Source organism: Larkinella insperata (genome assembly GCF_026248825.1).
GTDB lineage: Bacteria > Bacteroidota > Bacteroidia > Cytophagales > Spirosomataceae > Larkinella > Larkinella insperata.
The window spans coordinates 1,667,322-1,692,533 of sequence record NZ_CP110973.1; the positions used below are offsets into that span (position 1 = coordinate 1,667,322).

Below are 25,212 nucleotides of genomic sequence, written 5' to 3' on the forward strand. Positions count from 1 at the left end.
CCCATGAAAATCTCATTTTCCCGCTTTCTCCTGCTGGGTTGTGTGGTGATGACCACCTCCTGCGAAATTGATACCACCCCGTACAACGGCCTTTCTGAATCCACTATTTTGCAGGATGCGCAGGGCCTGCGGGCCGCCACCGACGGGAATTACACGTTCCTGAAAGACGCCGAATACACCCGTAACGTCTTTATCATGCACGAGTACCCGGGCGACAATCTAACCGTCAGCGGAACCACCGGGGACGCCCTGTTTCTGACCTACACCTACCGGCACACCACCGATCAGGCCAACGCACTCCAGCTTTACCGCAAAGCTTACCAGATCATCGTGGGTTGTAACAAGGTAATTGGTGCTATCAAGGAAGGCACTTCAAAGGAAATGGACCAAATTCTGGGCGAGAATCTCTTTCTGCGCGCCATGGTTCACTTCGATCTCGTGCGGATTTTTGGGCGGCCGTACACCCAAAGCCCCGAAGCAAACCTGGGTGTGATCATCAAAACCGATACTCAACCCGACGATAATGCCGCCCGCGCGACGGTCAAACAGGTCTACGACTTTGTGGTGAGTGAGTTGCAGAAATCGGCTAAGCTGATGACCATTCCGCGCACCAGCAGTTACGCCAGTGCCGCAGCCGCCAACGGCCTCTTGTCGCGGGTGTATCTCTACATGAACGACAACACGAACGCCCTTAAACACGCGGATCTAGTGCTGGCAGACAGTCGGTTCACATTAGCGACGCCCGACCAAGTGCCCAACTTTTATACGCAGGAAAACGAGCAGAACAAGGAAGTGGTTCTGGCCATCAAACACACGCTGAAGGACGACCGGGCATGGGGTTCGCTGGGTTCCATGCTCTACACCTCACCGGGCGGTGTCGGCTGGGGCGAGGTTTACGCTTCGCAGGAATACCAGGATTTAATCAACAAGTACCCAAACGATAAGCGACGCTCCTTTATGGTGCGCAAACTGACCGCTCAGGGCACCCAGGAGCAGCGAAACGGCATTGACAAAGTGTACGTCACGAAGTTTTCGAACCAGGGCGGAGTAGCTACGCTTAGCTCACCGATCGTCCTGCGGCTGTCCGAAATTTACCTGAACCGGGCCGAAGCCTACGCCAAAACCGGCCAGGCCGACAAAGCCATCGCCGACGTCAACCGCATCCGCCAGCGCGCGGGCCTGACCGGCCCAGAACTCTTCTCCACAACCGATCTGAAAGGGTTACCAACGGTTTTAGACGTAGTTTTGCAGGAACGGCGGCTCGAACTGGCGTTTGAAGGTCACCGCCCCTACGATCTGTACCGCAACGGGCGGAGTCTGGTCAGGAATTACCCCGGTTTTCACAATACCGCAACGGGCCAGCAAACCATTCCTGCCGACGACAAGCAGGTGGTTCACCTGATTCCGGAAGCGGAGATCGTGCTGAACCCCAACCTGAAACAGAATCCGTTGTAACAAGCTTCGAATGACTCTCCTAACCCAAATCCTTTTTTTAATCAGTTTCCAAGTACTATTTCCGGCAAGCGATTCGCACGGCGCGAATCGCTTGCCGGTTCCCCTGGGCGGCAACGCCTGGGTATCGAATACCAGCGACCCCGCTACAAAAATCACCACCGACGGCCTGACCGGCTGGACCCAGCCCCAAACCATTGTTTCCACCTACATCCGATTTGCCCGCCCCGGCACCCTGAAGCTATCGGCAACCCTGAGCGTTCCGGAAGGCCAGAGTACAATTCGGGTAAGTCTGCCGGGAAAATCCGTTGAATTTTCAGCCAGCGGCAGTGCCGAGAAGGAACAGTATTTGGGCGAATGGAAAATTGAAAAACCGGGTTACGTGAAGATAGATATGCAGGGACTAACCAAATCAGGCGCTTCGTTCGGCCACCTGCGGGAGCTGGGCATCAGCGGGGATGTGGTTGATGAAAAAACGGTTTTTGTGCGCAGCAACGAAGGATCTTTCTTTTACTGGGGCCGACGCGGACCGTCGGTTCACCTGAAATACGCCACCCCGGAGCAGTTTGACGCCGAGTGGTTTTACAACGAAATCACCGTTCCGGAAGGCAGTGACGTGGTGGGTTCTTACTTCATGGCCAACGGTTTTGCCGAAGGGTATTTTGGCATTCAGGTCAATTCGCCCACCGAGCGCCGGGTGCTGTTCTCGGTCTGGAGTCCGTATAAAACCGATAACCCGAAAGAGATTCCGGACGATCAGAAAATCCGGCTGGAGAAGAAAGGCCCGGGCGTCACGACCAACGACTTTGGCAACGAAGGCTCCGGCGGTCAAAGCTACCTGCGTTACGACTGGAAAGCGGGCCGGACCTACCGGTTTCTGCTCCGGGCGCATCCCACTGAGGCCAATTACACCACCTACACGGCTTATTTTGCGGACGCCCAGGATGGCAACTGGCAGTTGATCGCCAGCTTCAGACGACCCAAAACCGCCACCTACCTGAAATCCCTCCACTCTTTTCTCGAAAATTTTATTCCAAACACTGGTAATCTACCCCGGCAGGTCGCTTTTGGTAATCAATGGGTTCGGAGCAAAGAGGGCGTCTGGCAGGAATTAGTGAGCGCCCGATTTACCGGCGATGCCACCGCCCGGGCCGGTTTTCGGCAGGATTACGCGGGCGGTTTGTTACCCACCAACGGTTTTTTTCTCAAAAATTGCGGTTTTTTCGACGATTCCATTCCACTCAATACCGAATACACCCGAAAACCGCTGAAGAAAACGCCAGCCATTCATTTTTCCCAATTACCGTAGCCACTAATCGCACAATGTCTTTGCTTTTATCCATCTCCACGCCCGGCCGCATTTGTTTGTTTGGAGAGCATCAGGATTACCTGGGTTTGCCCGTCATTGCCGCTGCCATTTCCCGGCGCATCCAGATAACCGCCGGGCCTGCTTCCCGGCCCGAAGTCCATCTGGCCCTGCCCGACATTCATTCGGAAGAACAGTTTTCGCTGGCCAAACTGCCGCTCACCTACCAGCACGACCGGGATTATTTCCGGAGCGCCATCAACATCCTGTTGCGGGAGGGCTTCCAATTCTCCAGCGGTATTGAGGGTGAAGTCCGGGGTAACATTCCCATCAACTCCGGTACTTCCAGTTCGTCGGCCCTACTGATTACCTGGCTGGCTGTTCTGACGCAACTGGCCGACAATCCGCAGACGCTACCGCCCAAACGCCTGGCCGAGCTGGCTTACACCGCCGAAGTGCTGGAATTTGGCGAACCCGGCGGTATGATGGACCATTACTCGACCGCAGTGGGCGGTATTATTTACCTGGAGTCAGTTCCTGCTATTCATCTGGAATCGTTTCAGCCTGAATTGGGCACGTTCGTTCTGGGGGATTCACTGCAACCCAAAGACACCATTGGCGTGTTGAAGCACGTCAAATTTGGTATGCTGGCCGCTATGGAGAAAATCCGTCAGTATGATCCCACGTTTTCGCTGCCCGATTGTCCTCAGGAAAAAGCCGATGAATACCGGCATTTGCTGACTCCGGATGAAATGATTCTGCTCCAGGGGAACCTCTCCGACCGGGACGTGTTGCGGGAAGCGCTGGTCATGTTCCGGTCGGGGACCGTCAATCACCGGCAGCTCGGTGCGTTGCTCACCACCCACCAGACCAGTCTGCGGGATGCCAAGCGCGTTTCGACGCCCAAAATTGACCGCATGATCGAGGAAGCCATTAAAGCCGGAGCGTACGGAGGGAAAATCAACGGTTCGGGCGGGGGCGGCTGCATGTTTGCTTACGCCCCGGAAAACCCCGAAGCCGTGGCCGACGCCATCGAACGGGCGGGCGGCAAACCGTACATCATCAGGGTTGATCAGGGCGTTGCGGTTCTGCCCAACACCGTTTCGGTTGACGAGTAAAATCGGTAGATTCGTTCCGATTTCGCGACCAGCCCCGACCCCATGAACGCTTTCCGTCCCAAAAAATACGCCGTATCCCTTTTCAGCCTGTCGGCAGTTTTGCTGACAGGCTGGTTTTTGTCCAGTTATACTTTCCAGATCCCGAACCGCCCCAATGCCGCGCGGCCCAACATCATTTACATTTACGCCGATGACCTGGGGTACGCCGAACTGGGCTGTTATGGACAACAGAAGATCCGCACTCCGCACCTCGACCAGCTGGCGCGGGAAGGCATGCGGTTTACGCAGCACTACACCAGTATGCCGGTTTGCGCTCCGGCCCGCTGTATGCTCCTGACCGGCAAACACGGAGGCCATTCTTACATTCGCGGGAATTACGAAATGGGCGGTTTTGCCGACTCGCTGGAAGGGGGTCAGATGCCGCTCTACCCAGGAGCGTTCACGATTGGAAGAATGCTTCAGCAGTCGGGTTACCGGACCGCCTGCATTGGCAAATGGGGCCTCGGCATGGCCAACACCACCGGCAACCCCAACGAGCAGGGATTCGATTACTTCTACGGCTATCTGGATCAGAAACAGGCCCATAACTTTTACCCGACGCACCTCTGGGAAAACGGCAAACCCGACCCGCTGAACAACCCGGTTATTGACGTCCACCGCCGGTTAACGCCCGAGACGGCCACGCCCGAAGCCTTCGCCTACTACCGGGGAAAAGAATACGCCATCGACAAAATGGCCCAGAAGGCCCAGGCGTTTGTGCGCGAGAACAAAAACCGCCCGTTTTTTCTGTATCTGCCGTTTACCGTGCCGCACGTCTCGCTCCAGGCACCCGAAGCCGCCGTTCGGGAATACGTCGGGCAGTTTGACGACAAAGCTTATTTAGGTCAACAGGGGTACGCGTCAACGCCCTATCCGCGGGCTACGTATGCCGCCATGATCACCCACATGGACAAGCAGATTGGCGCACTCATGCAGTTGCTCCGGGAACTGAAAATTGACGACAACACACTTGTCATGTTCTCGAGCGACAACGGCACAACGTTCAACGGCGGGGTCGAAGCCGCTTATTTCAAGAGTGTTGGCCACCTGCGGGGCCTCAAAATGGATGTGTACGAAGGCGGCATCCGCGAACCGATGATCGCCCGCTGGCCCGGCCGGATAGCCGCCGGAAGGGTGACTGATCACATTTCGGTGCAGTACGATCTGCTGGCGACGCTGGCCGAACTTGTTGGTTATCAACAGCCTTTCGCCACCGACGGTCTTTCGTTTCTGCCCACGCTGCTGGGCCAACCGACCCGGCAGAAAAAACACGAATTCCTCTACTGGGAATATCCCGAAAAAGGCGGTCAGCTGGCGATTCGGATGGGGAACTGGAAAGCCGTCAAGACCGATGTGCGCAAAAACCGGAAAGGCCCCTGGAAGCTGTACGATCTGCGCAAAGACGAAAGCGAAACCACCAACCTGGCCCCTCAGCACCCGGACCTGATCAAACAATTTGATGCGATTGTCGCCCGCGAACACACTCCGGCGCACATCAACGAGTGGGAAATCATTAATCCAAAGATTCCTGTTGCGACGAAGCCATAGTTCCGGTCGTTGGGCAAAAGCCGGTCTGTTCCAATGCGTTTATGCTTCTACAAAGAGGTCATGTGGCCAACGATCAGCTTTTAACATTCGGGTAATACTGCCGCGGAACAAATTTTAAGACCGCCCAATAATACCCTATAAAAAATATAGATTTAGTTTGGAATTTACACAAAGGCCTATTACCTTTGCATCATCATCTTAATTACTTCTTCACGAAGTAGTTCCGGGACGCCGGTACGATGGGTTTATAAAGAAAGGGGGAGAGACAGGCTCGATGAACCCTTAGCAACTTTCCAAAGGCAATGCTGGCGGAATAAGTGCTAACCTGCCTAAAACAATTAGGAACTATAAATTAACAACCATCATGAAAAAGCAAACTTCGTATCAGCGTTGTGATCCCGATCAGGATTGGCACTTGGCCCCGATCCGGTAATCCACAGATCTCTCAACAAAGAAATAGCCAGCGGTAGTCAGCGCTGGCTATTTCATTTTTAGCGGTTTCTGGTTCAATAGGCCAACAGCCGCCCGCAGGCAATTATAGCCAGCCACACCAGAATCGAGCAGATGGCCGCGGCTTTGGCCCCGGGCGGTGTTTTATCCCCTTGCCAACCCGCTGGCGACCGAAACGTAATTCGGTGAAAAACGGCTACGTTCACCCCCGCCACCACAATCAGGATCATTTTTAGCCAGAACATGGGGTCGTTCCCGAGCGATTCGGCGTTCGTACTGAACAACAGCAGACCCGACGGTACCACGAGCGCCAGTCCCCGGCGTGACCAGGGCAAAACATGCGCTGCCAGGTCATCCACCGGTAGTTTCGGGGAAAACCCCAACAGGCGCCAATCGAAGACGAAGGCTCCGCCCACCAGCAGCACAATACCGACAATGTGAACAATTTCGAGTCCGGGATACAGCCAGTTCGACTGCCGGATGGTAGCGGCCATCCCGGTATTTTCGATCTGTTGTAGCCATTCGACGGGAATAGGCCCGCTCATCGGCGGAGCTCGTATTTGTTTCCGTCAATAAAAATGCATTCGGCGCGCATCTCATCTTTGACTTTCTTATGTGGATAACCCACCACCCGCACCGAACCGCCTTTTTTCAGCATGTCGGCGCTGACACCCCGCTCCTGCATCCGGCTGGTAGGTGCCAGCACCACCAGCCAGGTTTTGTCTTTGTCTTTCACCCTGGCCGTTGCGTGCGGATTCTCGTACTTGAAATCTTCGATGGTACCCGTGTAATCCAGTGTTTTGGTCTGGTCGTAATCGGCCCAGCCGTGGTGCAGGGGCGCAAAAGCGGTTCCCAGAAAAAGCAACAGCGCAACCAGCGAAGTTTTTAATAAAGCCATGATTTTAAGGTTTAGAGCGTTATGAATAGAGAAATAATATAAAAGATAAGAAGCTTCTGCGTTGGGTTGAATCTATCCCAATTGCACGGGCAGATGACGAATTCTTTGTCCGCAAGCCTGGTAAACGGCATTGACCAGAGCCGCACCCGTTGGACCCTGGACCGCTTCGCCCGCACCCAACGGTTTTTCATTGGGTCGGTCAATGACCACCACCTCCGTTTCCGGCACGTCGCTGAACCGAAAAATCGGGTAAGACACCCAATCCCGGCTGCTGACGTGCTGTTGATCAAACTGGACTTTTTCTTTCAGCGTCCAACTGGCGGCCTGTATCATACCGCCTTCCGTCTGGTTTTTGATACCGTCCAGGTTGATCACTTCGCCCGCATCAATGACCGACCACATTTTCAGCACCCGCACCGTCCCGGTTTTAGGATCGGCCCGTACCCGCGCGGCCACGGCGCAGTAAGCGGCCACATTTTTATACCGGGCAAACGCAACACCGATTCCCTCGCCAGGTTTCGGTTTATCGGTTTTGATCAGTTCCTGCAACTTTTTCAACACCGCAACGGCCCGCTCATCGGCCAGATGCATAAGTCGGAATTCGAGCGGATCCTTGGCGGCTTTGGCGGCCAGTTCGTCCATAAACGATTCGATGGCAAACACGTTTCCATAGGCCCCCAGGCTGCGCAGGGCTGACACCCGGAGCGGTCCTTCAAAAAAGTGCGCATCTACTTTCAGGTTTGGAATGGTGTAATACGGCTCGGAATTGCGGTAGCCGCCCCCACTATACCCCGATGACGGTTGCGAAAACGGTTTTTCCAGCGAACGGGCCGCCAGCAAATTACCGGGTTCACCGCCCGGCCGGGTGCTGTGCGAGTCCGTCCAGACCCCATACCGCCAGTGGGTTATCTTTCCCGAACCGTCCAGCCGGGCTTCAACATCCATCTGCATGGCGCTGCCGTACGGTTCCCAGCCGTGTTCATCATCGCGCGACCATTGCAGCCGCACGGGTTTTCCGGGGTAGGCCATCGCCAGCAAAGCCGCATCGGCCGCGACATCATCCGCTCCGTTGTGGCCGTAGCATCCGGAGCCCGGAACGCCCACTATGTGAACCGCTTCCGCGGGCAGGTTCAGCATTTTCTTCAGGGCTTCCTGCAACGGATAAACTCCCTGGCTGTGGGTCCAGACATGCAGCTTTTCACCCTGATACCAAGCCACGGCGCACGACGGTCCAACCGACCCGTGCATGTGGTACGGCTTAAAATAACGGGCCTTCAGCGAACTCCCCGCCGATTGGTCCAGCCGGTTTACGTCGCCGGTTTCTTTAACCGTCCGGTTTTTGGCAGGTAGTTTCTTAATGTATTCCGCCAGGTTCTGATCATCCGGCAGGGGTTTGGCCGTTTCCCACTTGGTTTGTTCCCGGGCTACCAGTTGCGCCTGAACGGCTTCGTATTCTTCCGTGGTGATGATGCCCACAAAATCGCCGTTGACGACGGTTTTCAGAACGCCGGGCACCGCTTTCTTCACAGCCGCTTCATCGAAGGACCTTAGTTTGGCTCCGTACGCCAGCGGGCGCACCACCCGCGCGTGCACCATACCCGGCAGGCGCAGGTCCTGCACGTACAACGGCTCAGCCCGTGCCATTCTTTCAATGTCCGCCCGGGGAATGGCTTTCCCGACCCAACGGTATTCCGATTTTGGTTTGAGTTTTACCGGCAGCCGTACTTCGTCGGTCAGTTGCGCGCCGTTCAGCAGTTGCGCGAACGTCAGTTGATCGTTGCTGTTTTGAGCGGTGATGGCTCCATCGGCCAGGCTGAGTTCTTCGACGGGTTTGTTCCAGCGCCGGGCGGCCATGTCCAACAGCTTCTGGCGTGCGGCTGCGGCTGCGTAGCGTACCGCCATGGCGCTGTTTTCGATGGAACCGCTTCCGGCCGTGTAGCCTTCGTGCGGAGTGCGACCGGTTTCGGCCAGATGGACTTCCACCCGGTTCAGTTCCATGTCCAGTTCCTCGGCGGCCACTTGCGCGATGGCGGTGCGAATGCCCTGACCCAGTTCCATTTTGCCGGTTAAAATCCGAATTCGCCCGTCCTCCAGCACTTCCAGCCAGGCGTTGATCCGCGGTTGTTGCCGCAACGAACCCGGCAGTGAATCCTGCAAAGGCGGTTGGGGCGCAGCCGACAAAGGCTGGCAGGCAAACGAAAAACCGATGGACAGGCATCCGGCCGTTTTCAGGAAATCCCGTCGCGACAGAGCAGGAGTAGTCGTTGGCTCGTTCATGTCGGGAAGAAGTTACGGATTAGAGTCGTTGGCGGCCTGGCGGATGGCCCGGAGAATGCGCGAATGGGTACCACAACGGCACAAAACCCGCTCCATGCCTTCGCGAATGGCGGCTTCGTCGGGGTGCTTATTTTCAGACAGTAAAGACGTTGCGGAAATGACCATGCCATTCAGGCAATAGCCGCACTGAGCCGCCTGCTGCTCCACAAATGCCCGCTGTACGGGATGTAGCTTGCCGTCGGGCTGGGTCAGTCCCTCAAGGGTGACAATGGCTTTGTCGGTGACGGTTTCAACGGGAACCAGACAACTGGGCTTTGCTTTCCCGTCCAGCAGGACCATGCAGGCGCCACATTGCTCCAGACCACAGCCGTATTTAGGCCCATTCAACTGGAGATTGTTTCGTAAGACGTAGAGCAACGGCGTGGCCGGATCGACCTCAACGGTGTGCCGCTTCTGGTTTACTTCGATGGTTAGCCTGGCTTTCATGATCTTGCCTTTTGTTCACCGGTGTGTAAGCTAACAACCCGTTAAAAAGCAATTTGTTGGACAACCGTACCCGCGGCTGAACAGACTAGCCCTTGCCGGTCTGGGTTTGCTCCTGAACCAGAAATTCTTTCAGGCAACCGCGGATGGCAACGATCAGATCGTACTCGCTGGCTTCGAGTACGAACGTTTCGGGGAGTTTGCAGAACTTCAGAAAAGCCGTCAGTCGCTCTTCTTTCAAGTCCGTGATGCGCGAAATCCAGACGGGATCCAGCCGCGCCGAGTAACGTTGCTTGTTGCTTTCGGCCTGATTGAACTGCTGTAGTTTGCGCTCATTTTTGGCTTCTTTGCTAAACTTGCCGTATAAGGCCGAAACGGGGCCTTTTAACGTCATTTTGGGCGCCAGTGTTTTGTAATCGTACCCCATCCGCCCGACGTTACCGAGTTGTTTGCCCACCAGTTCCGGGGCCGCTTTGATCACAATGACGGGTTTGTTGTTGTGAATATTCAGCTTTAGAAATTCTTCCTTGAAACGGCTTTCGGTCCAGCCTTTGATCACAACCTCATTCAATTGCTTTACTTCCTGAACCATTTCCGCCAGTAACTCTGATTCGTCGGCGGGGACCACCACGCGCTCGGCTTTGTAACCGACACAGGAAATCAGTAACGTATCATTCGGGGAAGCAGTCAGCCGGAACTGGCCGGACTCGGTACTGGTCACCGCCCGGCGGAGAGTAAGGTTCTGAACCGTGGCCAGCGCCACGGGTTTCCGGCTGACCTTGTCGATCACCGAACCACTCCGGATGGTTTGGGCCACACCGGTCAGCGTCGTTGATACCGCTAAAAGAAAGAAGAGGAGCGCTTTTTTCATACAGTCCGGGGGCCAGTAAAACGGCAACGGCAAGCTACTTCTTTTTGCGATAGGCGACCCGGATTTTAACATTTTTTAGCTTTCCCGGCTCCGACCCAACTGCCTTTTTCGGATCATTGCTCGTCAGACGCTTGAATAAACGCCTTTGCTTTCCGGACGTTGGTGTTGATCCGGTCGGTTTCAATCAGGCCGTCGCGTAATCGAATAATCCGGTGGGCGTATTCGGCAATGTCTTCTTCGTGCGTTACCATGATTACCGTGTTGCCTTTGCTGTGAATCTGATCGAACAAATCCATGATTTCGTAGGAAGTCTTGGTGTCGAGGTTTCCGGTCGGTTCATCGGCCAGCAAAATACTGGGGTCATTCACCAGCGCCCGCGCGACGGCCACGCGTTGCCGCTGCCCACCCGAGAGCTCATTGGGGCGGTGTCCGGCCCGGTGTTCCAGTCCCACGTTTTTCAGGGCCTGCATGGCTTTTTCGGTCCGATCGGCTTTGCTGTAACCCGCGTAAATCAGCGGCAGGGCGACGTTTTCCAGCGAAGTCTGCCGGGGAAGCAGATTAAACGTTTGAAATACAAAGCCAATCTCTTTATTCCGGACTTCCGCCAGCGCATTTTCACTCATGTTACTAACGTCCTGCCCGTTCAGGATATACGAGCCGGACGTAGGGGTATCCAGACAACCCACGATATTCATCAACGTTGATTTGCCCGAACCCGATGGACCCATAAAGGCTACGTATTCCCCTTTTTTCACGTTAATTGTCACCGATTTCAACGCTTCGATGACTTCGCTGCCCATCACGTATCGTTTGGAGATCTCGTGGGTTTCAATAATGTTTTTGCTCATAATCAGTTGAAAACAGCCTACACGGTAATTCCGGACAACGAAACAGGATTAGGTCGTGGCGATTTTACGTTTACGCAGAAAATAATTTCGGACAAACAACCCCGTCAGGATCAACATTTCGGCGTTGGGCAATTCGGTTACCAGTTCAATAGTCCCTTCGTCGGCCAGAAACTTCCGCGTGCGGTCGTAGTGCACAATTTCCTGTCCGGAATGGGTGTCGGGATCGTCGGTGACCAGACTCCACTCGTGCATCATAAAGTTTTCCCGTTGCCAGACGTACTTCTCGCCGGTTTCTAAGTGGACACTCGCGCCGTTGAACACCCCAAAGTCAATCCGGCCAATGATCTTGTCACCGGCGTTTTTGTCGTGAATGTTGACCGAATGGGCCAGAAATCCCGTGACATCAAAGAAAATATGAACATCGTTCAGGTAGGCATCAACATCCCGAACCAGCAGATCGCGGTGCATAGCGCCCACGACCCGATCACCGTCCATGATCACGACCTGACGGCTAAATGCTTCATTCACCCAATGCAGTTGCTTTTCCATAGAAAACAAGGATTTGGAACAACTGTTAAACTTACTAAATTATTGGAATGACTCCCGCTGTTTTTCAATCAACGCACGTCTGGCCTGATAGCTTGTCAGAAATGCCTGATAATCGGCGGGCGAGGTAGCCGCCCGGAGCCGCGCCAGGCTCTCCTCGGCGTAATCGGTCAGCCCCTGATCCAGACAAAGCAGGGAATACAACTTCAGCAAATCTGCATTGCGCTCGTTGAGCGGCAATGCTTCCAGCACCAGGTTGTAGGCCCTTTCTGTCTTACCGTTCTGCCGTTCAAACGCAGCCGCTGCCGACACAATTTCGGCGTTGAAGGGTGCCCATCGAAGCGCTTTGTTGTAAGCCTGCCGGGCCTGAGCCGCCTGCCGTCGGCCCTGGTAAGCCTGCGCAAGAATGAAATCCTTTTCCGCCTGAAACGCTGGTATAACCTCCTGACGGCCATCGGATATCGTCTGCTCAAACTGCCCTTGAGCATTGCGCAGCCGCAGATACGCTACCGTCATGGCCGATCCGGCATAGGCGCTTAATTTGGCTTCCTGCGGAATCTGCCCGTACCAGCTTTGGGCCAGGGGCGGCTGGCGGGCGGCCAAATACCGCTTCGACAGGACCGATGCAACGATGGTTTTCAGGTTGTCATCCCGCATGGACGCATACAGCTCCCGCTGTTTTCCGGCCTGGTCGAGCAGGGGGTCATACAGCAGGGCAAAGGCTTTTTCAAGATCCGTGGCCGGTTGCTTTTTGCCGTACAATACCTCCGCCAGTGACCGTACGGCGGGATCGTTGCGTCCGGCGTTTTCCCAAAGCGACTGCGCCATGAACGAATCTCCCGACTTGGTTCGGGCCAGGGCCTGGTAATACATCGAGAGCGTGTCGGTATTCTGAGCCAGAATGTCGGCGGCTTTGCCATACAGCCCCTGCTCCAACATCCAGAGGCCCGTCACAGAATTATAAAATTCGCCGGTTCGCTGATTGTCGCTGGCCAGCTGGTCGGTCAGCTCGAACGCCGTTCGTTTGTTGGCGGTGTAATAATTCGCCACCGCCCGGGCAAACAACAGGTCATCCGTAAAATCCTGATTCGCGGGGTTCTGCCCCATCTGATACAGCACGTTGAGCAAAGTTGTATCCGTGGCCCGGTTACCGACCGCGTAATTATACAAACGCGCAAACCGCCCTACGCTCAGCCCGGCATCCGTCAGCGGTTCGTCGAGCCAGTCGGGGCGCGGAATGGACACGCTGTCGGCATTGGAGCGGAAAAAAGCCAGGGCCGACCGGTTGGCTTCGTAGGACTCGTACGACCGGGCCTCGGAAGCATTCGCCAGCGAATCGAGTGAAACCAGCCGGGGGTTGCGCGCCCAGAACGCCAGCAAGTTCGTCTGGGGCACCTCCTCGCGGGCCGTGTTCCCGGCGGCTGCGGCCAGGTAATAGTAAGCTGAGTCGGCTACGCTGGTTCGGGCGTAGAGATAGCCCAGGTTGTTCTGCAATTCCCCGTTTTCCGGAAAGGCCCGGATGCCGCGCTGTAACATCTTGACGGCTTCAAAAAACAGGTTATCCTCCAGCAACACCGACGTCAGCCCGGCATACGCCTGCGGAGAGGGTTGTTTGAGCAGGGCCCGCTGAAAGTAGTAAGCCGCCGTCACCTTATCGCCCTGCTTCAGGGCCAGCGATGCCATGGCGTAATTGGCCTTATGGTTCTGAAATTCGGCGTTCAGAGCCAGCCCGTAGTATTGTTCGGCAATTCGGACCTCGCCCGTCTCGGCGTGAAAGTCGCCCACGGTATTGAAGTATCCGGCAACGGCCTGATTCAGCGGGAAGAAATTCTCGACCCCCATGATGACCACGGTCAGGATAATGGCCACCAGTCGGGTTTGCCACAACGAAAACCGCGTGGGTTTGTACAGCACTTTGTAGACGGGCAGGGCCTGGCGGTAAAGCGGTAGAAAATTTAAAATAACGTAGACGACAAACACCACCCCGGTTGCCAGATGGGTGTATACAATGACATCCTCCAGCGCTTCAACCAGCGGATCATTGGCGGATGCAAACGCATACGCGATAGTCAGCGTAGTGATAAGCGCCATACCCAGGTACAGAAACGCCCCGCCGTCGTGAAACGACATGAAGTTTTCGCTCTGCCGCAGTTGCTGCCGAAAACCCCAGAGCCCCAGCAGCAGTGAAATCAGAAACAGAATGAACGGACTAACCACCACCGGATTCCAGTTGATCACTTTCGTATTATTCAACCAGATCAGCAGTAAGTTGATCAGGTACAAAACGCTGATAAATAGAAAATTATTCAGCCCGAGCGGACGACCCGATCCGTCGCTGCGGGTGTTGCGGGGCACGGAGGTAACGTACACCAGAGCCGCAATGATTTCCGCCGAAATCCAGAAAATAAAGACCAGCGACAACACCAGCAACCCCGGCAGGGCGTAGCCCACAAACGCCAGCGCCGGTGACGATTGCCCCGCCAGCTGATCAACGGCCAGCCAGCCCAGCCCGGTCAGGGCCGCAAAAACAAGCAGCCGAACGGGCAGGAGAATCTCGATGCGAAAGGCGTGGAAGTAGTAACTGACCAGACCCAGCACCAGCACCAGGGCCAGAAACGGCAGTCGCCCGCCCAAAGCCGTTGCCAGAACGCCGGGTAATTGCAGTACCTCCAGCCGGAATGTAGCCAGCAGGACAATCAGCGCGGCCATTGATACCAGGTAGTACCAGCGCGGAAGCCGGGAGATGGCCGCCAGCACGAATACCAGTCCTGCGCAAACGCCCAGCGTTACCAGCCGGGCCGCCAGTCCGTTGGCCTGCATGGCTGAAGCCACAAACTGCTCGGTGACGATGTAGGTTTTGCCGGTAACGGTGTAGTCGAACAACCCATCCGTAAAGGCGCGGATGGTAGCGGGCAGCTCGCTTAGTTCGCTCAGGACGTTCCAGCGCACCACATTTTGCAGGCCCAGCATCCAGGCCCAGATCATTCCTACGATGGCCGTGCAGAACAGGACCAATCCCGTTAAATAGGCCGTTCGATGGGCCGTATTCCAATTTTTCCAGAAAAAGAGCATAGTATTAAATACAACCGGCCAAGATAGAAAGCTCGCCGGTTAAACTACTCATAAGCAACGCTGCGACGGATTAGTTAGTGCCTCGCCGGCAAACCGATTCAATAAAACCATTTATTTGGTGAAATGGCTGTTTTTTTCGCAGCGAATGGCCTGATTCTCTTGTTCATCGCCCCCGCATCTTTTTTGCAGATGGATAAATAAGACCGGCTCAGGCCCAAATCTTTGTTTTGTGCAAACGGCAAAAGTGGGCCCTTCCGTAGCAAACTAACTGTAACAAAAACGATTTGGGTCTTTAAATCTTAAAAGTAGATTAAAATGGAACTTGGGTTTCAGCAAATTATCAACTAATTTTGCAGTCGCATTTAACACGCTTTTCCTATTTAAATTTCTCAACTTCATAGCATGACAACTGCAACAGCAACGAATACGGGTAAAATCACGCAAGTGATCGGCCCGGTTGTTGACGTGAGTTTTGAGGGCGAAGGGTCGCGGCTACCGGCGATTCTGGACGCTCTGGAAGTCACCAAAGCCAATGGCCAAAAAGTTATATTGGAATGCCAGCAACACCTTGGTGAAGACCGGGTTCGCACAATTTCGATGGACGCTACCGAGGGACTTGAACGCGGCATGACCGTAGAGCACCTGGGTACGCAGATCACCATGCCGACGGGCGACGGAATTCGCGGACGGTTGTTCAACGTCGTTGGTACGGCCATCGACGGTATTCCGCAGCCTCAAAGCACGGGCGGTTTGCCCATCCACCGGAACGCTCCGAAGTTTGAGGACCTCGCCACGTCAACCGAAGTACTTTTCACCGGGATTAAGGTTATCGACCTGCTCGAGCCCTACGCCAAAGGGGGTAAAATCGGTCTGTTCGGTGGTGCCGGTGTAGGAAAAACGGTATTGATTCAGGAATTGATCAATAACATCGCCAAAGCCTACTCGGGTCTGTCGGTATTTGCCGGTGTGGGTGAGCGAACCCGCGAAGGAAATGACCTGCTGCGCGAGATGATCGAAGCCGGCATTATCAAATACGGCGATGATTTCAAACACTCGATGGAAGAAGGTGGCTGGGATCTATCGAAAGTGGATTCAGACGCGTTGAAAGAAAGCCAGGCTACCTTCATCTTCGGACAGATGAACGAGCCCCCCGGAGCCCGCGCCCGCGTAGCCCTCTCAGGGCTGACCATTGCCGAGCACTTCCGTGACGGTGACGGTACGGGCCAGGGCCGTGACATTCTGTTCTTTATCGATAACATCTTCCGGTTCACCCAAGCGGGTTCGGAGGTGTCGGCCCTCCTGGGCCGGATGCCGTCGGCCGTAGGGTATCAGCCTACGCTGGCTACGGAGATGGGTACGATGCAAGAACGCATTACGTCAACCAAACGCGGTTCGATCACGTCGGTACAGGCCGTTTACGTACCTGCCGATGACTTGACTGACCCTGCTCCGGCTACGACGTTTGCCCACTTGGATGCCACAACGGTATTGAGCCGGAAAATTTCCGAGTTGGGAATCTACCCCGCCGTAGACCCGCTGGATTCAACCTCCCGGATTCTGACTGCCGAAATTTTAGGTGATGAGCACTACAACACGGCTCAGCGTGTGAAGGAAATTCTGCAACGCTACAAAGAATTGCAGGATATCATCGCCATCCTTGGTATGGAAGAACTTTCCGAAGAGGATAAAATGACGGTGAACCGGGCCCGCCGGGTACAACGCTTCCTGTCGCAACCCTTCTTCGTAGCGGAACAGTTTACGGGTCTGAAGGGCGTTCTGGTACCGATTGAGGAAACCATCCGTGGTTTTAACGAAATCATCGACGGTAAATGGGATCACCTGCCGGAAGCCGCTTTCAACCTGGTTGGAACCATTGACGATGCCGCTGCTAAAGGCGAACGTCTGTTGAGAGAAGCCGCCGGAAAATAAGTTGGATTAAAAGACAAGAGATGTGGGATAAAAGACATTTGTGATTCGTCACGGCGGTCTTTCGTCTCACCTCTTCCATCTTTCATCTTAAGCATACAAAATAATGCATCTGGAAATCATTACACCGGATCGGAAAATCTTCGCCGGCGAAGCAACAGCGGTTACCTTTCCGGGCAGCGAAGGTCAGTTTCAGGTTCTGAACGACCACGCTCCCATCGTCAGCACGCTGGCCCGCGGACCGGTCACGGTAGCCACCAGCACTGGAACCCAGACGTTTACCGTAGATGGTGGCGTGGTGGAAGTGCTGAATAACAAAGTACTGGTTCTGGCGGAAGCCGTCATTGCGGCCTAAACCGTTCCGTATTGCCCTCCTAAACCCCCGAGAAGCCAGTGACGCTTCTCGGGGGTTTGTTTTTAGTGGCTATCCCTGCGGCTGAAAGCGGTACAGATACGGCGCTTTGTTGGCCGCACCCGTAAATTTCTTCTCCAGACGCTCCAGCACATTCAGCTCCAGCATTTTTTTCTGAAAATTGTTGCGGGCAAACGGTTTGTCAAAAATGGCTTCGTAAAGCTCCTGCAACTCCTTCATCGTGAACGTTTGCGGCAACAAATTGAAGGCAATCAGCTTTTGGTCAAGGTTCAGGCGCAGCGTTTCGAGCGCGTTGGCCACCATTTCGTTGTGGTCCATGATCATCGGCGGCAACTCCTTGATCGGACACCATTCGATAGACGCGTCCATTTCACTCTTCTGAGGCACCACTTTGTTAATATCGACCAGCGCGTAATAACCAATTGACACAAACCGCCGGGTAATCCAGTCAAACTCTTTCTGATTGAACCAATGATCCCTCAGTTTCTCCTGATTGAGCTGAACCAATCGCTCCAGGACTTGAAGGTTGGTTCGCTGGGCATCACCAAACACCCTGAATTGTTCCAGATAAATGTCTTTAATACCGGTTCGTCCTTCCAAGATCCGGCGGGCCGCCTGGTCGATGTTCTCATCCTGGTAAATAAACCCCGCTGGCAGCGCCCAGAAGTCGCCCCTGAAATTCATCTTCGGAACCAGAACCTTAAGTTGTTTCTCCTGATAACCGAAGATGACGCAATCAATTGAAAGCTGCTGAATGTAGTTCTGTTCACTGGGCGCTTGCATAACCGGTCGGTTTCCGTCGATAATTGGGTTTAAACTTAGCATTTCTTCACGTTTTACCCGTTAAGACCATTCTTCTTTCTAAAGGATCAGGGCCTTCTTACCCATCTTCTGCTCTTCCTACTTTTAGCCATTGAAAGCAGAAATTGGTAAAAATCCCTTTCCTGTTTCCATCAAATATCAAGTTCCCTTCATAAATAGCACTGTAAATATATCAAATTGAATTAATTTTATTGTCTCATAAATAGACAATAACAATTTTTATTTTTTACATTTGTTCATCTTCGTGAACGACTCTATTAAGATGAAAACAAACATTTTCAAACTCGCAGCCCTGCTTTACGGATTAGGGTTGCTGCTTCATTCTGCTTTAGCCCAATCTCCCGCCCGCAACGTCCTTGTCTTCAGCAAGACAGCTGCCTTTCGTCACCAATCTATCGAAGCGGGCAAGAAGGCGCTTGCCAAAATGGGGGGCGAAAAGGGCTTTAAGGTGAATTTTACCGAAGAAGCAAACCAGTTTACCGAAGGCAACCTAAAAAAATACAACACTGTTATTTTTCTCAACACAACGGGTGATGTCCTAAACAACGAGCAGCAGTCGGCCTTTGAGCGCTACATTCAGGCCGGTGGTGGTTACGTAGGCATTCATGCCGCTACCGACACCGAATACGAATGGCCCTGGTACGGTAAGCTGGCGGGTGCTTATTTTTTAGACCATCCCATGACGCCGAGCAATGTGCAGAAAGGCAAATTTATCGTTGCGATGAAAAGCCATTGGGCGACGCAGGGAATGCCCGATACCTTTGAGCGAACCGACGAATTTTACAGCTTCAAAAATATTTCTCCCAAAATCAACGTTCTCCTGACCATTGACGAAAAGAGCTACATCGGCGGTAAGAACCCTGATTTCCACCCCATGAGCTGGTACCAGGAGTACGACGGTGGACGGGCCTTCTACACGGCCATGGGCCACACCGACGAAACTTTCTCCGAACCGCTATTTCTCAATCACCTCTGGGCCGGCATCCAATATACCACCGGGGGCAATGCGCCCAAAACGCTGGATTTCTCGAAGGCCCGACCCGAAGAAAACCGGTTTACCAAAGTTGTTCTTCAGGAGAAACTGGACGAACCGATGGAGCTCAGCGTCCTGGACGACAGCCGGGTTCTGTTGATCCAGCGCAAGGGGGAAGTACGCCTTTACAACACCAAAACGAAGGAACTCAAAACCATCGCTACCATTCCGGTGAGCGTTAAGTATGTGTCCAAAGAAGGAAAAGAGTCGATGGGGGAAGATGGTCTGCTGGGTTTGAACAAAGACCCCGACTTTGCCCAGAACCACTGGATCTACCTGTATTACTCCGTACCGGAAGAGCCGAAAAACGTATTGGCCCGCTTCGAGCTGCGCGGAGATGAACTGGTCATGGAGTCGAAAAAAGTGCTGCTGGAAGTACCGACCCAGCGCGAAGAGTGCTGCCATACGGGCGGTTCGATTGCCTGGGACCGGGCCGGTAACTTGTACCTCTCCACGGGCGACAACACCAATCCCCACGGCTCTAACGGCTTTAGTCCCAGCGACGAACGGGAAGGCCGCAGCGCCTGGGATGCGCAGAAATCATCGGCCAATACCAATGATCTGCGGGGTAAAATAATCCGGATTAAACCCCAGCCCGACGGCACGTACACCATTCCGGAAGGCAATCTTTTCCCGAAAGGCACCCCGAAAACCCGCCCGGAAATCTACACGATGGGCCATCGCAACCCCTTCCGTATTTCGGTCGATCCGAAAACCGGCTATCTGTACTGGGGTGAAGTAGGGCCCGATGCCGCCAAACCGGATTCAGCCCGTGGCCCGGCCGGACACGATGAAGTTGGGCAGGCCCGTAAGGCGGGCAATTTCGGCTGGCCGCATTTCGTGGGCGACAACAAAGCCTACCACAAATACGATTTTGCCGCCAGCAAATCCCTCGAGAAATGGGATGTGAACGCGCCAACCAACAACTCGCCCAATAATACGGGCCTGAACGTGTTGCCCCCCGCGCAAAAGGCGTTTATCTGGTACCCGTATGACGGCTCACCCGAGTTTCCGCTGGTGGGGGCCGGTGGGAGGAATGCCATGGCGGGCCCCGTGTATCACGCCGATGCGTTCGCGAAGGCCCCCCGGGCTTTTCCCAAGTACTACGACGGCAAACTGCTGACCTACGACTGGATGCGGGGCTGGGTTATGGCGGTAACGATGGATCAGGAAGGCAACTTTCAATCGATGGAGCGCTTCATGCCGAGCTATAAATTTTCCAATCCGATGGACATGGAGTTTGCCGCGAACGGTGATCTGTACATGCTTGAATACGGTTCGGGCTGGTTCACGGCCAACGACGACGCCCGATTGATCCGGATTGAATACAACGGAGGAAACCGCCAGCCGCAGGTTCAGGTTGCGGCCAATAAAATGGGTGGATCGGCTCCCTTAGCGCTGAAGCTCAACGCCAAAGGAACAACCGACGCCGACGGTGACGCCCTGACCTATTCCTGGAAAATCACCTCCAAGAATGGTTTCGCTCAGGTTATTAATTCGTCCGACGCCAATCTGACGCTGGGCAAAGCCGGTGTTTACAAAGCAACCCTGACCGTCAACGACGGCAAAGGCGGAGTGGCTTCCCGGTCGCTGGATATTTCCGTGGGGAACGAACCGCCGGTGTTGAGTCTGGACATGCCCGGTGCCAACAAATCGTTTTACCTGGCCAACAAACCGTTTCCATATGATGTCAAGGTAAGCGACAAAGAAGACGGCACCCTGGCCAAAGGCATTGACCCCGAACGGGTTGCGGTAAACATCGATTACCTGGCCGAAGGCTACGATCAGATCGCGATTGCGCAGGGACACCGGTCGGCCGACGCGGGGGCGCTGCTGGCAACCGGTAAAAAACTTCTCGAAGCAAGTGATTGCAAAGCGTGCCACAGCCTGACTAAGAAATCCATCGGACCGGCCTACGCGGATGTTGCCAAAAAATACAAAGGTGATAACACGGCGCTGGAAAGACTGGCGAAGAAAGTCATCACGGGCGGAGGAGGTGTCTGGGGAGAAACGCCGATGTCGGCCCACCCACAACTGTCCACCGCCGATGCCGCCGAGATGGTCAAGTACGTTCTGAGCGTATCAGGTGAAGCCGCCAATAGCAATTCCTTACCAGTGAAGGGCACTTATGCGGCTAAAATTCCGGCGGGAGATAAAGGCAAAGGAGTTTACATTGTGCGCGCTTCCTACGAAGACAAAGGGGCCAAAGGACTCCCCCCGCTGCGCTCGGAGCAGACGCTCGTACTCCGTAATGCAGCCATTGACGTACACGGCTTTGACACCTACGATAACGTCAATAAGATGTCTTTCGGGGGCAACAACCTCGCCATTCCGGCCAAGTCGGGCGCCAGTATGAGTCTCAAACAAATTGATCTGCAAGGCGTATCAGCATTTCGGATTATGGCAACAGCCCCCAAACCGCAGCTTAATGCTTCAGGCGGCAAGATCGAATTACGACTGGATAGTCCGACGGGTAAGCTCCTGGGCGAATCCGCGTTTCTGGAACCTTCTGATAAACTGGATTTCAAACCATCGGAGCTGACCATTCCCGTCAAGCTACCCGCTCCATCCGACAAAAAACCGCACGATGTATACGTGGTCTTCGTCAATCCCAACCAGGCGCTCGGAAGCCTGATGGTGGTCATGAGTCTTGAAGCCGTCCTTGATTCTAGCGCCCAGTAAGTGACCTCCTGGAAAGCCCGTACCTGCTCATTTCACCATACCAGGAATGAGGAGTTTCTTAAAGTCTTCTAACTCGTTAACCTGATTGTTATGAAGAAATTAACCCTTCTGGCCTGGATGCTGCCGGCGTTGGTCGTTGCGCAGCCGTTACCGCTCCAGAAATCCTTCCAGGAACCCCCGAATGCCGCCCGGCCCCGCGTCTGGTGGCACTGGATGAACGGCAACATCACCAAAGAGGGTATTACCAAAGACCTCGAATGGATGAAGCGCGTGGGCATTGGCGGCTTTCAGAACTTCGACGCCAGCCTGATGACGCCCCCGGTTACACCCAAAAAACTGGTGTTCATGACGCCCGAATGGAAAGACGCCTTCAAACACACGACCGATCTGGCCCAGCAACTCGGCCTGGAAATGGCCATTGCCGGTTCGCCGGGCTGGAGCGTGACGGGGGGACCGTGGGTGCCGGCCAGCGATGCCATGAAAAAGTACGTCTGGACGGAAACGCGGGTTACGGGCGGACAAGCGTTTTCGGGTAAATTACTCCAACCACCCGCTACGACGGGCAGCTTTCAGAATGTTTCGATGCCCACCGGGGGAGGATTTAGCGGTTCAGAACCAGCGGGCGAACTGCCTACTTATTACGCCGATGCGGCCGTCATTGCCTACCGTATACCAGCGGCCGAAAGGCCGCTGGCCGCATTTAATCCCAAAGTAACCTCGAGCGGTGGGAGTTTCAACCTGACCCAACTGACCGACGGCGACCTGGCTAAAACAACGCTGCTGCCACCGACGGAGATCGGTCAGGACATGTGGGTTCAGTACGAATTCGACAGTCCACAGACCTTCAAGGCGTTTACCATTGTGGGCGCAAGCAGCGGAGGCCCCCTGGCGGAATTTCGAGGAGCACCCGACAACCGGGCGCTGAAAGTGAGCGACGATGGGGTGACGTTCCGGGATGTGGTGGTTATTAAAGGCAGCACGGTTCCGCAGAATACCATGAGCATCGTGCCCACCACCGGTAAGGTTTTCCGGTTTACGTTCAAAACGCTGCAACCACAGGGCAACCCCTTTGCTTCGCTGTTTGGCGGTAGTGCAGCCCCCGGCAAGCCGGAGGGTATTCCCGTCGCCGAACTGGTGCTGCACAACACCGACCGGATTGACCTCTTCGAAGAAAAAGCCGGTTTTAGTCCATGGAAGGAAGATACGCATTCGCTGATCAAGACCGACGCCGACGCCATTCCGACCGAGGATGTTGTGGATCTGACGGCCAAACTGAGCCCCGACGGTACACTGAACTGGACGCCCCCCGCGGGTAACTGGGTGGTCCTGCGCCTGGGTTACTCCATCACGGGCCGTAAAAATCACCCGGCCTCGCCCGAAGCTACGGGGTTGGAAGTGGACAAACTCGATAAGGTGGCCGTTCGAAAATACATCGATACCTACCTGGACATGTACAAAGAGGCCACCGGCGGAAAAATGGGGGCAAAAGGCCTGGGATACATGGTGCTGGACAGCTACGAAGCCGGCCACATGACCTGGACGAAATCCATGCCGGATCAGTTTGCCAAACGCCGGGGCTACGACATCAAACCTTGGCTACCCGTACTGACCGGCCGAGTTGTGAAGAGCGCCGAAGCCAGTGAGAAATTTCTGTGGGATTTCCGCAAGACCATCGGTGAGATGATTGTGGAGAACCACTACGAAACCATCGGCGACGCCCTGCACGCGCGGGGAATGAAACGCTATACTGAGTCGCACGAAAACGGTCGGATTTACCTGGCCGACGGCATGGACGTCAAGCGGAAGGCCGAAATTCCGATGTCGGCTATGTGGACGCCGGGTAGTCTGGCTGCGGGGGCAAACGAGGAGGTTCGTAGCGAAGCCGACATTCGGGAAGCCGCTTCGGTGGCCCACATCTACGGCCAGAATCTGGTGGCCGCTGAATCGATGACGTCGGTCATGAACGCCTTTAGCTGGCATCCGGAAAAACTCAAGCGCACGGCGGATCTGGAAATGGCGTCGGGGCTAAACCGTTTCGTGGTTCACACGTCGGTTCATCAGCCACTTGATGATAAGAAACCCGGCTTTTCGCTCGGCCCCTTCGGTCAGTATTTTACCCGGCAGGAAACCTGGGCCGAACAGGCCAAAGCCTGGGTAGATTACCTAAGCCGAAGCTGCTTTTTGTTGCAACAGGGCAAACCCGTCGTGGACGTACTTTATTACTACGGCGAAAACAACAATATTACGCAGGTTTACGCCCAGAAGCTTCCCGCCATTCCAGCGGGCTACGCATTTGATTTTGCCAACGCGACGGTCTTGAAAGAAGCCCTGAGAATAGATGGTGACCGGATTGTCACCCCGAGCGGTCAGTCGTACCGGGTGCTTGCCCTTGACCCCACGGCGAAAACCATGACGTTGCCAGTTTTGAAAAAAATGGACGAACTGGTCAAAGCGGGCATGAAAGTGGTGGGTGCCAAACCGGAACGCTCCCCGAGTTTAAGCGATAATCCGGCGGAATTTACCGCGCTGGCGAATCAGATCTGGAGCAATCCAAACGTATCCGCCGAGCCGCTGGAGGCCGTATTGAAGCGGATGGGCGTGGCGAAAGACGCCGACATTACGGACGCCAGGGCGGATGTGCTGTACGTACACCGCCAGACCGCCGACACGGATCTTTACTGGCTCGATAGCCGCAGCGAGAATCCAAACGAAGCCACGGTCAGCTTCCGCGTAACCGGTAAAGTGCCCGAACGATGGAACCCGGAGACGGGCAAAACCGAAAAAGTATCGTACCAGATCAAGGAAGGCCGTACGGTCGTGCCGCTCAAGTTTGAGCCGTGGGAAGCTTATTTTATTGTTTTCCGCGACAAAGCGACGGCTGTCTCTTACACTAAACCCGCGGTTACGGAGTCACCGGTGGCCCGGATTGAGGGCGCGTGGACCGTGCGGTTTCAGGAAGGCCGTGGCGCTCCCGCGCAGGCCAGCTTGAACACCTTGGCGTCCTTGTCCGAAAACGCCGATCCGGGAATCAAATATTTCTCCGGTACAGCCGCTTACACCAACACGTTTGAACTGCCAACCCTGCGCAAAACCGGCTCGTATGTTCTCGATCTGGGCGACGTAAAAAACATCGCGGAAGTAGTTGTAAACGGCAAGAATGTGGGTACAGTCTGGAAGAAGCCTTTCCGCCTTGACATCACCGGAGCCCTGAAACCGGGCCGTAATGCCGTCCAGGTAAACGTCACAAATCTGTGGGTAAACCGCCTGATCGGGGATTCCCAACCCGGTGTAACGAGCAAGGTTACCTTCACGACCCTGCCCTTCTACCGGGCCGATTCCCCCCTGCTTCCGTCGGGTTTGCTGGGGCCGGTTCGCGTCCTGACAACCACGACAGGTTCAGGCCTGGTAAAGCAATAAATCTTTGTTTCACCCTAAAATGCAAATCGTTTTACTTAACTCTATTTAACC

General features: G+C 54.7%; 17 protein-coding genes and 1 riboswitch. Of the genes, 8 read left to right on the forward strand and 9 right to left on the reverse strand.

What is annotated here, in order from left to right; translation table 11 throughout:
* Window positions 1-3: 3 nt before the first annotated feature.
* The 4 genes from OQ371_RS06735 to OQ371_RS06750 all read left to right on the forward strand — a co-directional run bounded on the left by OQ371_RS06735 (window position 4) and on the right by OQ371_RS06750 (window position 5,463).
* On the forward strand, window positions 4-1,455 hold the full coding sequence (locus OQ371_RS06735; protein ID WP_265993028.1) for a RagB/SusD family nutrient uptake outer membrane protein: 1,452 nt from the start codon (window positions 4-6) through the stop codon (window positions 1,453-1,455).
* A gap of 91 nt (window positions 1,456-1,546) precedes the next feature.
* Window positions 1,547-2,761: a DUF3472 domain-containing protein gene (locus tag OQ371_RS06740; protein ID WP_265993029.1), complete on the forward strand. Its 1,215-nt coding sequence runs from the start codon at window positions 1,547-1,549 to the stop codon at window positions 2,759-2,761.
* Between the two features lie 14 nt (window positions 2,762-2,775).
* Window positions 2,776-3,876, forward strand: a complete 1,101-nt coding sequence (locus tag OQ371_RS06745; RefSeq protein WP_265993030.1) for a GHMP family kinase ATP-binding protein — start codon at window positions 2,776-2,778, stop codon at window positions 3,874-3,876.
* Between the two features lie 42 nt (window positions 3,877-3,918).
* Window positions 3,919-5,463 carry an arylsulfatase gene (locus tag OQ371_RS06750; protein WP_265993031.1) on the forward strand — a complete coding sequence of 515 codons (1,545 nt, stop codon included), beginning with the start codon at window positions 3,919-3,921 and terminating at the stop codon, window positions 5,461-5,463.
* A 242-nt stretch (window positions 5,464-5,705) separates the two neighbouring features.
* Window positions 5,706-5,817, forward strand: a riboswitch (SAM riboswitch).
* A 152-nt stretch (window positions 5,818-5,969) separates the two neighbouring features.
* On the opposite strand, the gene OQ371_RS06755 is transcribed toward OQ371_RS06750, so the two are convergent.
* From OQ371_RS06755 to OQ371_RS06790, 8 genes are all read right to left on the reverse strand, one after another.
* The gene (locus OQ371_RS06755; RefSeq protein ID WP_265993032.1) at window positions 5,970-6,458 is read right to left on the reverse strand and encodes a DUF6644 family protein; all 489 of its coding nucleotides are present in this window, start codon (window positions 6,456-6,458) and stop codon (window positions 5,970-5,972) included.
* Window positions 6,455-6,811, reverse strand: coding sequence for a DUF6152 family protein (locus tag OQ371_RS06760; protein ID WP_265993033.1), 357 nt, complete (start codon window positions 6,809-6,811; stop codon window positions 6,455-6,457). The genes OQ371_RS06755 and OQ371_RS06760 overlap by 4 nt, the downstream gene beginning before the upstream one ends.
* A 72-nt stretch (window positions 6,812-6,883) precedes the next feature.
* A complete protein-coding gene (locus OQ371_RS06765; protein WP_265993034.1) occupies window positions 6,884-9,088 on the reverse strand; it encodes a xanthine dehydrogenase family protein molybdopterin-binding subunit in 2,205 nt (734 codons plus the stop codon).
* A gap of 12 nt (window positions 9,089-9,100) precedes the next feature.
* The gene (locus OQ371_RS06770) at window positions 9,101-9,574 is read right to left on the reverse strand and encodes a (2Fe-2S)-binding protein (RefSeq protein ID WP_265993035.1); all 474 of its coding nucleotides are present in this window, start codon (window positions 9,572-9,574) and stop codon (window positions 9,101-9,103) included.
* A gap of 85 nt (window positions 9,575-9,659) precedes the next feature.
* Complete coding sequence (locus tag OQ371_RS06775) at window positions 9,660-10,442, reverse strand: carboxypeptidase-like regulatory domain-containing protein (protein ID WP_265993036.1); 783 nt, start codon at window positions 10,440-10,442, stop codon at window positions 9,660-9,662.
* 113 nt (window positions 10,443-10,555) lie between these two features.
* Entirely contained in the window at window positions 10,556-11,290 is a 735-nt protein-coding gene (locus tag OQ371_RS06780) for an ABC transporter ATP-binding protein (protein ID WP_310586620.1), read from the reverse strand.
* Between the two features lie 48 nt (window positions 11,291-11,338).
* Window positions 11,339-11,839 (reverse strand): hypothetical protein, encoded by a 501-nt coding sequence (locus OQ371_RS06785; protein WP_265993037.1) that lies wholly within the window; start codon window positions 11,837-11,839, stop codon window positions 11,339-11,341.
* 39 nt (window positions 11,840-11,878) lie between these two features.
* A complete protein-coding gene (locus OQ371_RS06790) occupies window positions 11,879-14,908 on the reverse strand; it encodes a hypothetical protein (protein WP_265993038.1) in 3,030 nt (1,009 codons plus the stop codon).
* Between the two features lie 402 nt (window positions 14,909-15,310).
* Here OQ371_RS06790 and atpD point away from each other — a divergent pair, with 402 nt between their 5' ends.
* Window positions 15,311-16,837 carry a F0F1 ATP synthase subunit beta gene (gene atpD, locus OQ371_RS06795; RefSeq protein ID WP_265993039.1) on the forward strand — a complete coding sequence of 509 codons (1,527 nt, stop codon included), beginning with the start codon at window positions 15,311-15,313 and terminating at the stop codon, window positions 16,835-16,837.
* 103 nt (window positions 16,838-16,940) lie between these two features.
* Window positions 16,941-17,189 carry an ATP synthase F1 subunit epsilon gene (gene atpC, locus OQ371_RS06800; protein ID WP_265993040.1) on the forward strand — a complete coding sequence of 83 codons (249 nt, stop codon included), beginning with the start codon at window positions 16,941-16,943 and terminating at the stop codon, window positions 17,187-17,189.
* Between the two features lie 69 nt (window positions 17,190-17,258).
* Here the strand turns inward: atpC and OQ371_RS06805 are convergent, their stop codons facing one another.
* Window positions 17,259-17,990 carry an NUDIX hydrolase gene (locus tag OQ371_RS06805; protein WP_265993041.1) on the reverse strand — a complete coding sequence of 244 codons (732 nt, stop codon included), beginning with the start codon at window positions 17,988-17,990 and terminating at the stop codon, window positions 17,259-17,261.
* A gap of 301 nt (window positions 17,991-18,291) precedes the next feature.
* On the opposite strand from OQ371_RS06805, the gene OQ371_RS06810 reads away from it, so the two are divergent.
* Both OQ371_RS06810 and OQ371_RS06815 read left to right on the forward strand, forming a co-directional pair.
* A complete protein-coding gene (locus OQ371_RS06810) occupies window positions 18,292-21,744 on the forward strand; it encodes a ThuA domain-containing protein (RefSeq protein ID WP_265993042.1) in 3,453 nt (1,150 codons plus the stop codon).
* A 90-nt stretch (window positions 21,745-21,834) separates the two neighbouring features.
* Window positions 21,835-25,161 (forward strand): glycosyl hydrolase, encoded by a 3,327-nt coding sequence (locus tag OQ371_RS06815; RefSeq protein ID WP_265993043.1) that lies wholly within the window; start codon window positions 21,835-21,837, stop codon window positions 25,159-25,161.
* Window positions 25,162-25,212: the final 51 nt, after the last annotated feature.

Bases quoted from the DNA above. Each gene is read 5' to 3' on its own strand.
- OQ371_RS06735 (WP_265993028.1), top strand. From the start codon at position 4: ATGAAAATCTCATTTTCCCGCTTTCTCCTGCTGGGTTGTGTGGTGATG.
- OQ371_RS06745 (WP_265993030.1), top strand. From the start codon at position 2,776: ATGTCTTTGCTTTTATCCATCTCCACGCCCGGCCGCATTTGTTTGTTT.
- OQ371_RS06750 (WP_265993031.1), top strand. From the start codon at position 3,919: ATGAACGCTTTCCGTCCCAAAAAATACGCCGTATCCCTTTTCAGCCTG.
- OQ371_RS06755 (WP_265993032.1), bottom strand. From the start codon at position 6,458: ATGAGCGGGCCTATTCCCGTCGAATGGCTACAACAGATCGAAAATACC.
- OQ371_RS06760 (WP_265993033.1), bottom strand. From the start codon at position 6,811: ATGGCTTTATTAAAAACTTCGCTGGTTGCGCTGTTGCTTTTTCTGGGA.
- OQ371_RS06765 (WP_265993034.1), bottom strand. From the start codon at position 9,088: ATGAACGAGCCAACGACTACTCCTGCTCTGTCGCGACGGGATTTCCTG.
- OQ371_RS06770 (WP_265993035.1), bottom strand. From the start codon at position 9,574: ATGAAAGCCAGGCTAACCATCGAAGTAAACCAGAAGCGGCACACCGTT.
- OQ371_RS06775 (WP_265993036.1), bottom strand. From the start codon at position 10,442: ATGAAAAAAGCGCTCCTCTTCTTTCTTTTAGCGGTATCAACGACGCTG.
- OQ371_RS06780 (WP_310586620.1), bottom strand. From the start codon at position 11,290: ATGAGCAAAAACATTATTGAAACCCACGAGATCTCCAAACGATACGTG.
- OQ371_RS06785 (WP_265993037.1), bottom strand. From the start codon at position 11,839: ATGGAAAAGCAACTGCATTGGGTGAATGAAGCATTTAGCCGTCAGGTC.
- OQ371_RS06790 (WP_265993038.1), bottom strand. From the start codon at position 14,908: ATGCTCTTTTTCTGGAAAAATTGGAATACGGCCCATCGAACGGCCTAT.
- atpD (WP_265993039.1), top strand. From the start codon at position 15,311: ATGACAACTGCAACAGCAACGAATACGGGTAAAATCACGCAAGTGATC.
- atpC (WP_265993040.1), top strand. From the start codon at position 16,941: ATGCATCTGGAAATCATTACACCGGATCGGAAAATCTTCGCCGGCGAA.
- OQ371_RS06805 (WP_265993041.1), bottom strand. From the start codon at position 17,990: ATGCAAGCGCCCAGTGAACAGAACTACATTCAGCAGCTTTCAATTGAT.
- OQ371_RS06810 (WP_265993042.1), top strand. From the start codon at position 18,292: ATGAAAACAAACATTTTCAAACTCGCAGCCCTGCTTTACGGATTAGGG.
- OQ371_RS06815 (WP_265993043.1), top strand. From the start codon at position 21,835: ATGAAGAAATTAACCCTTCTGGCCTGGATGCTGCCGGCGTTGGTCGTT.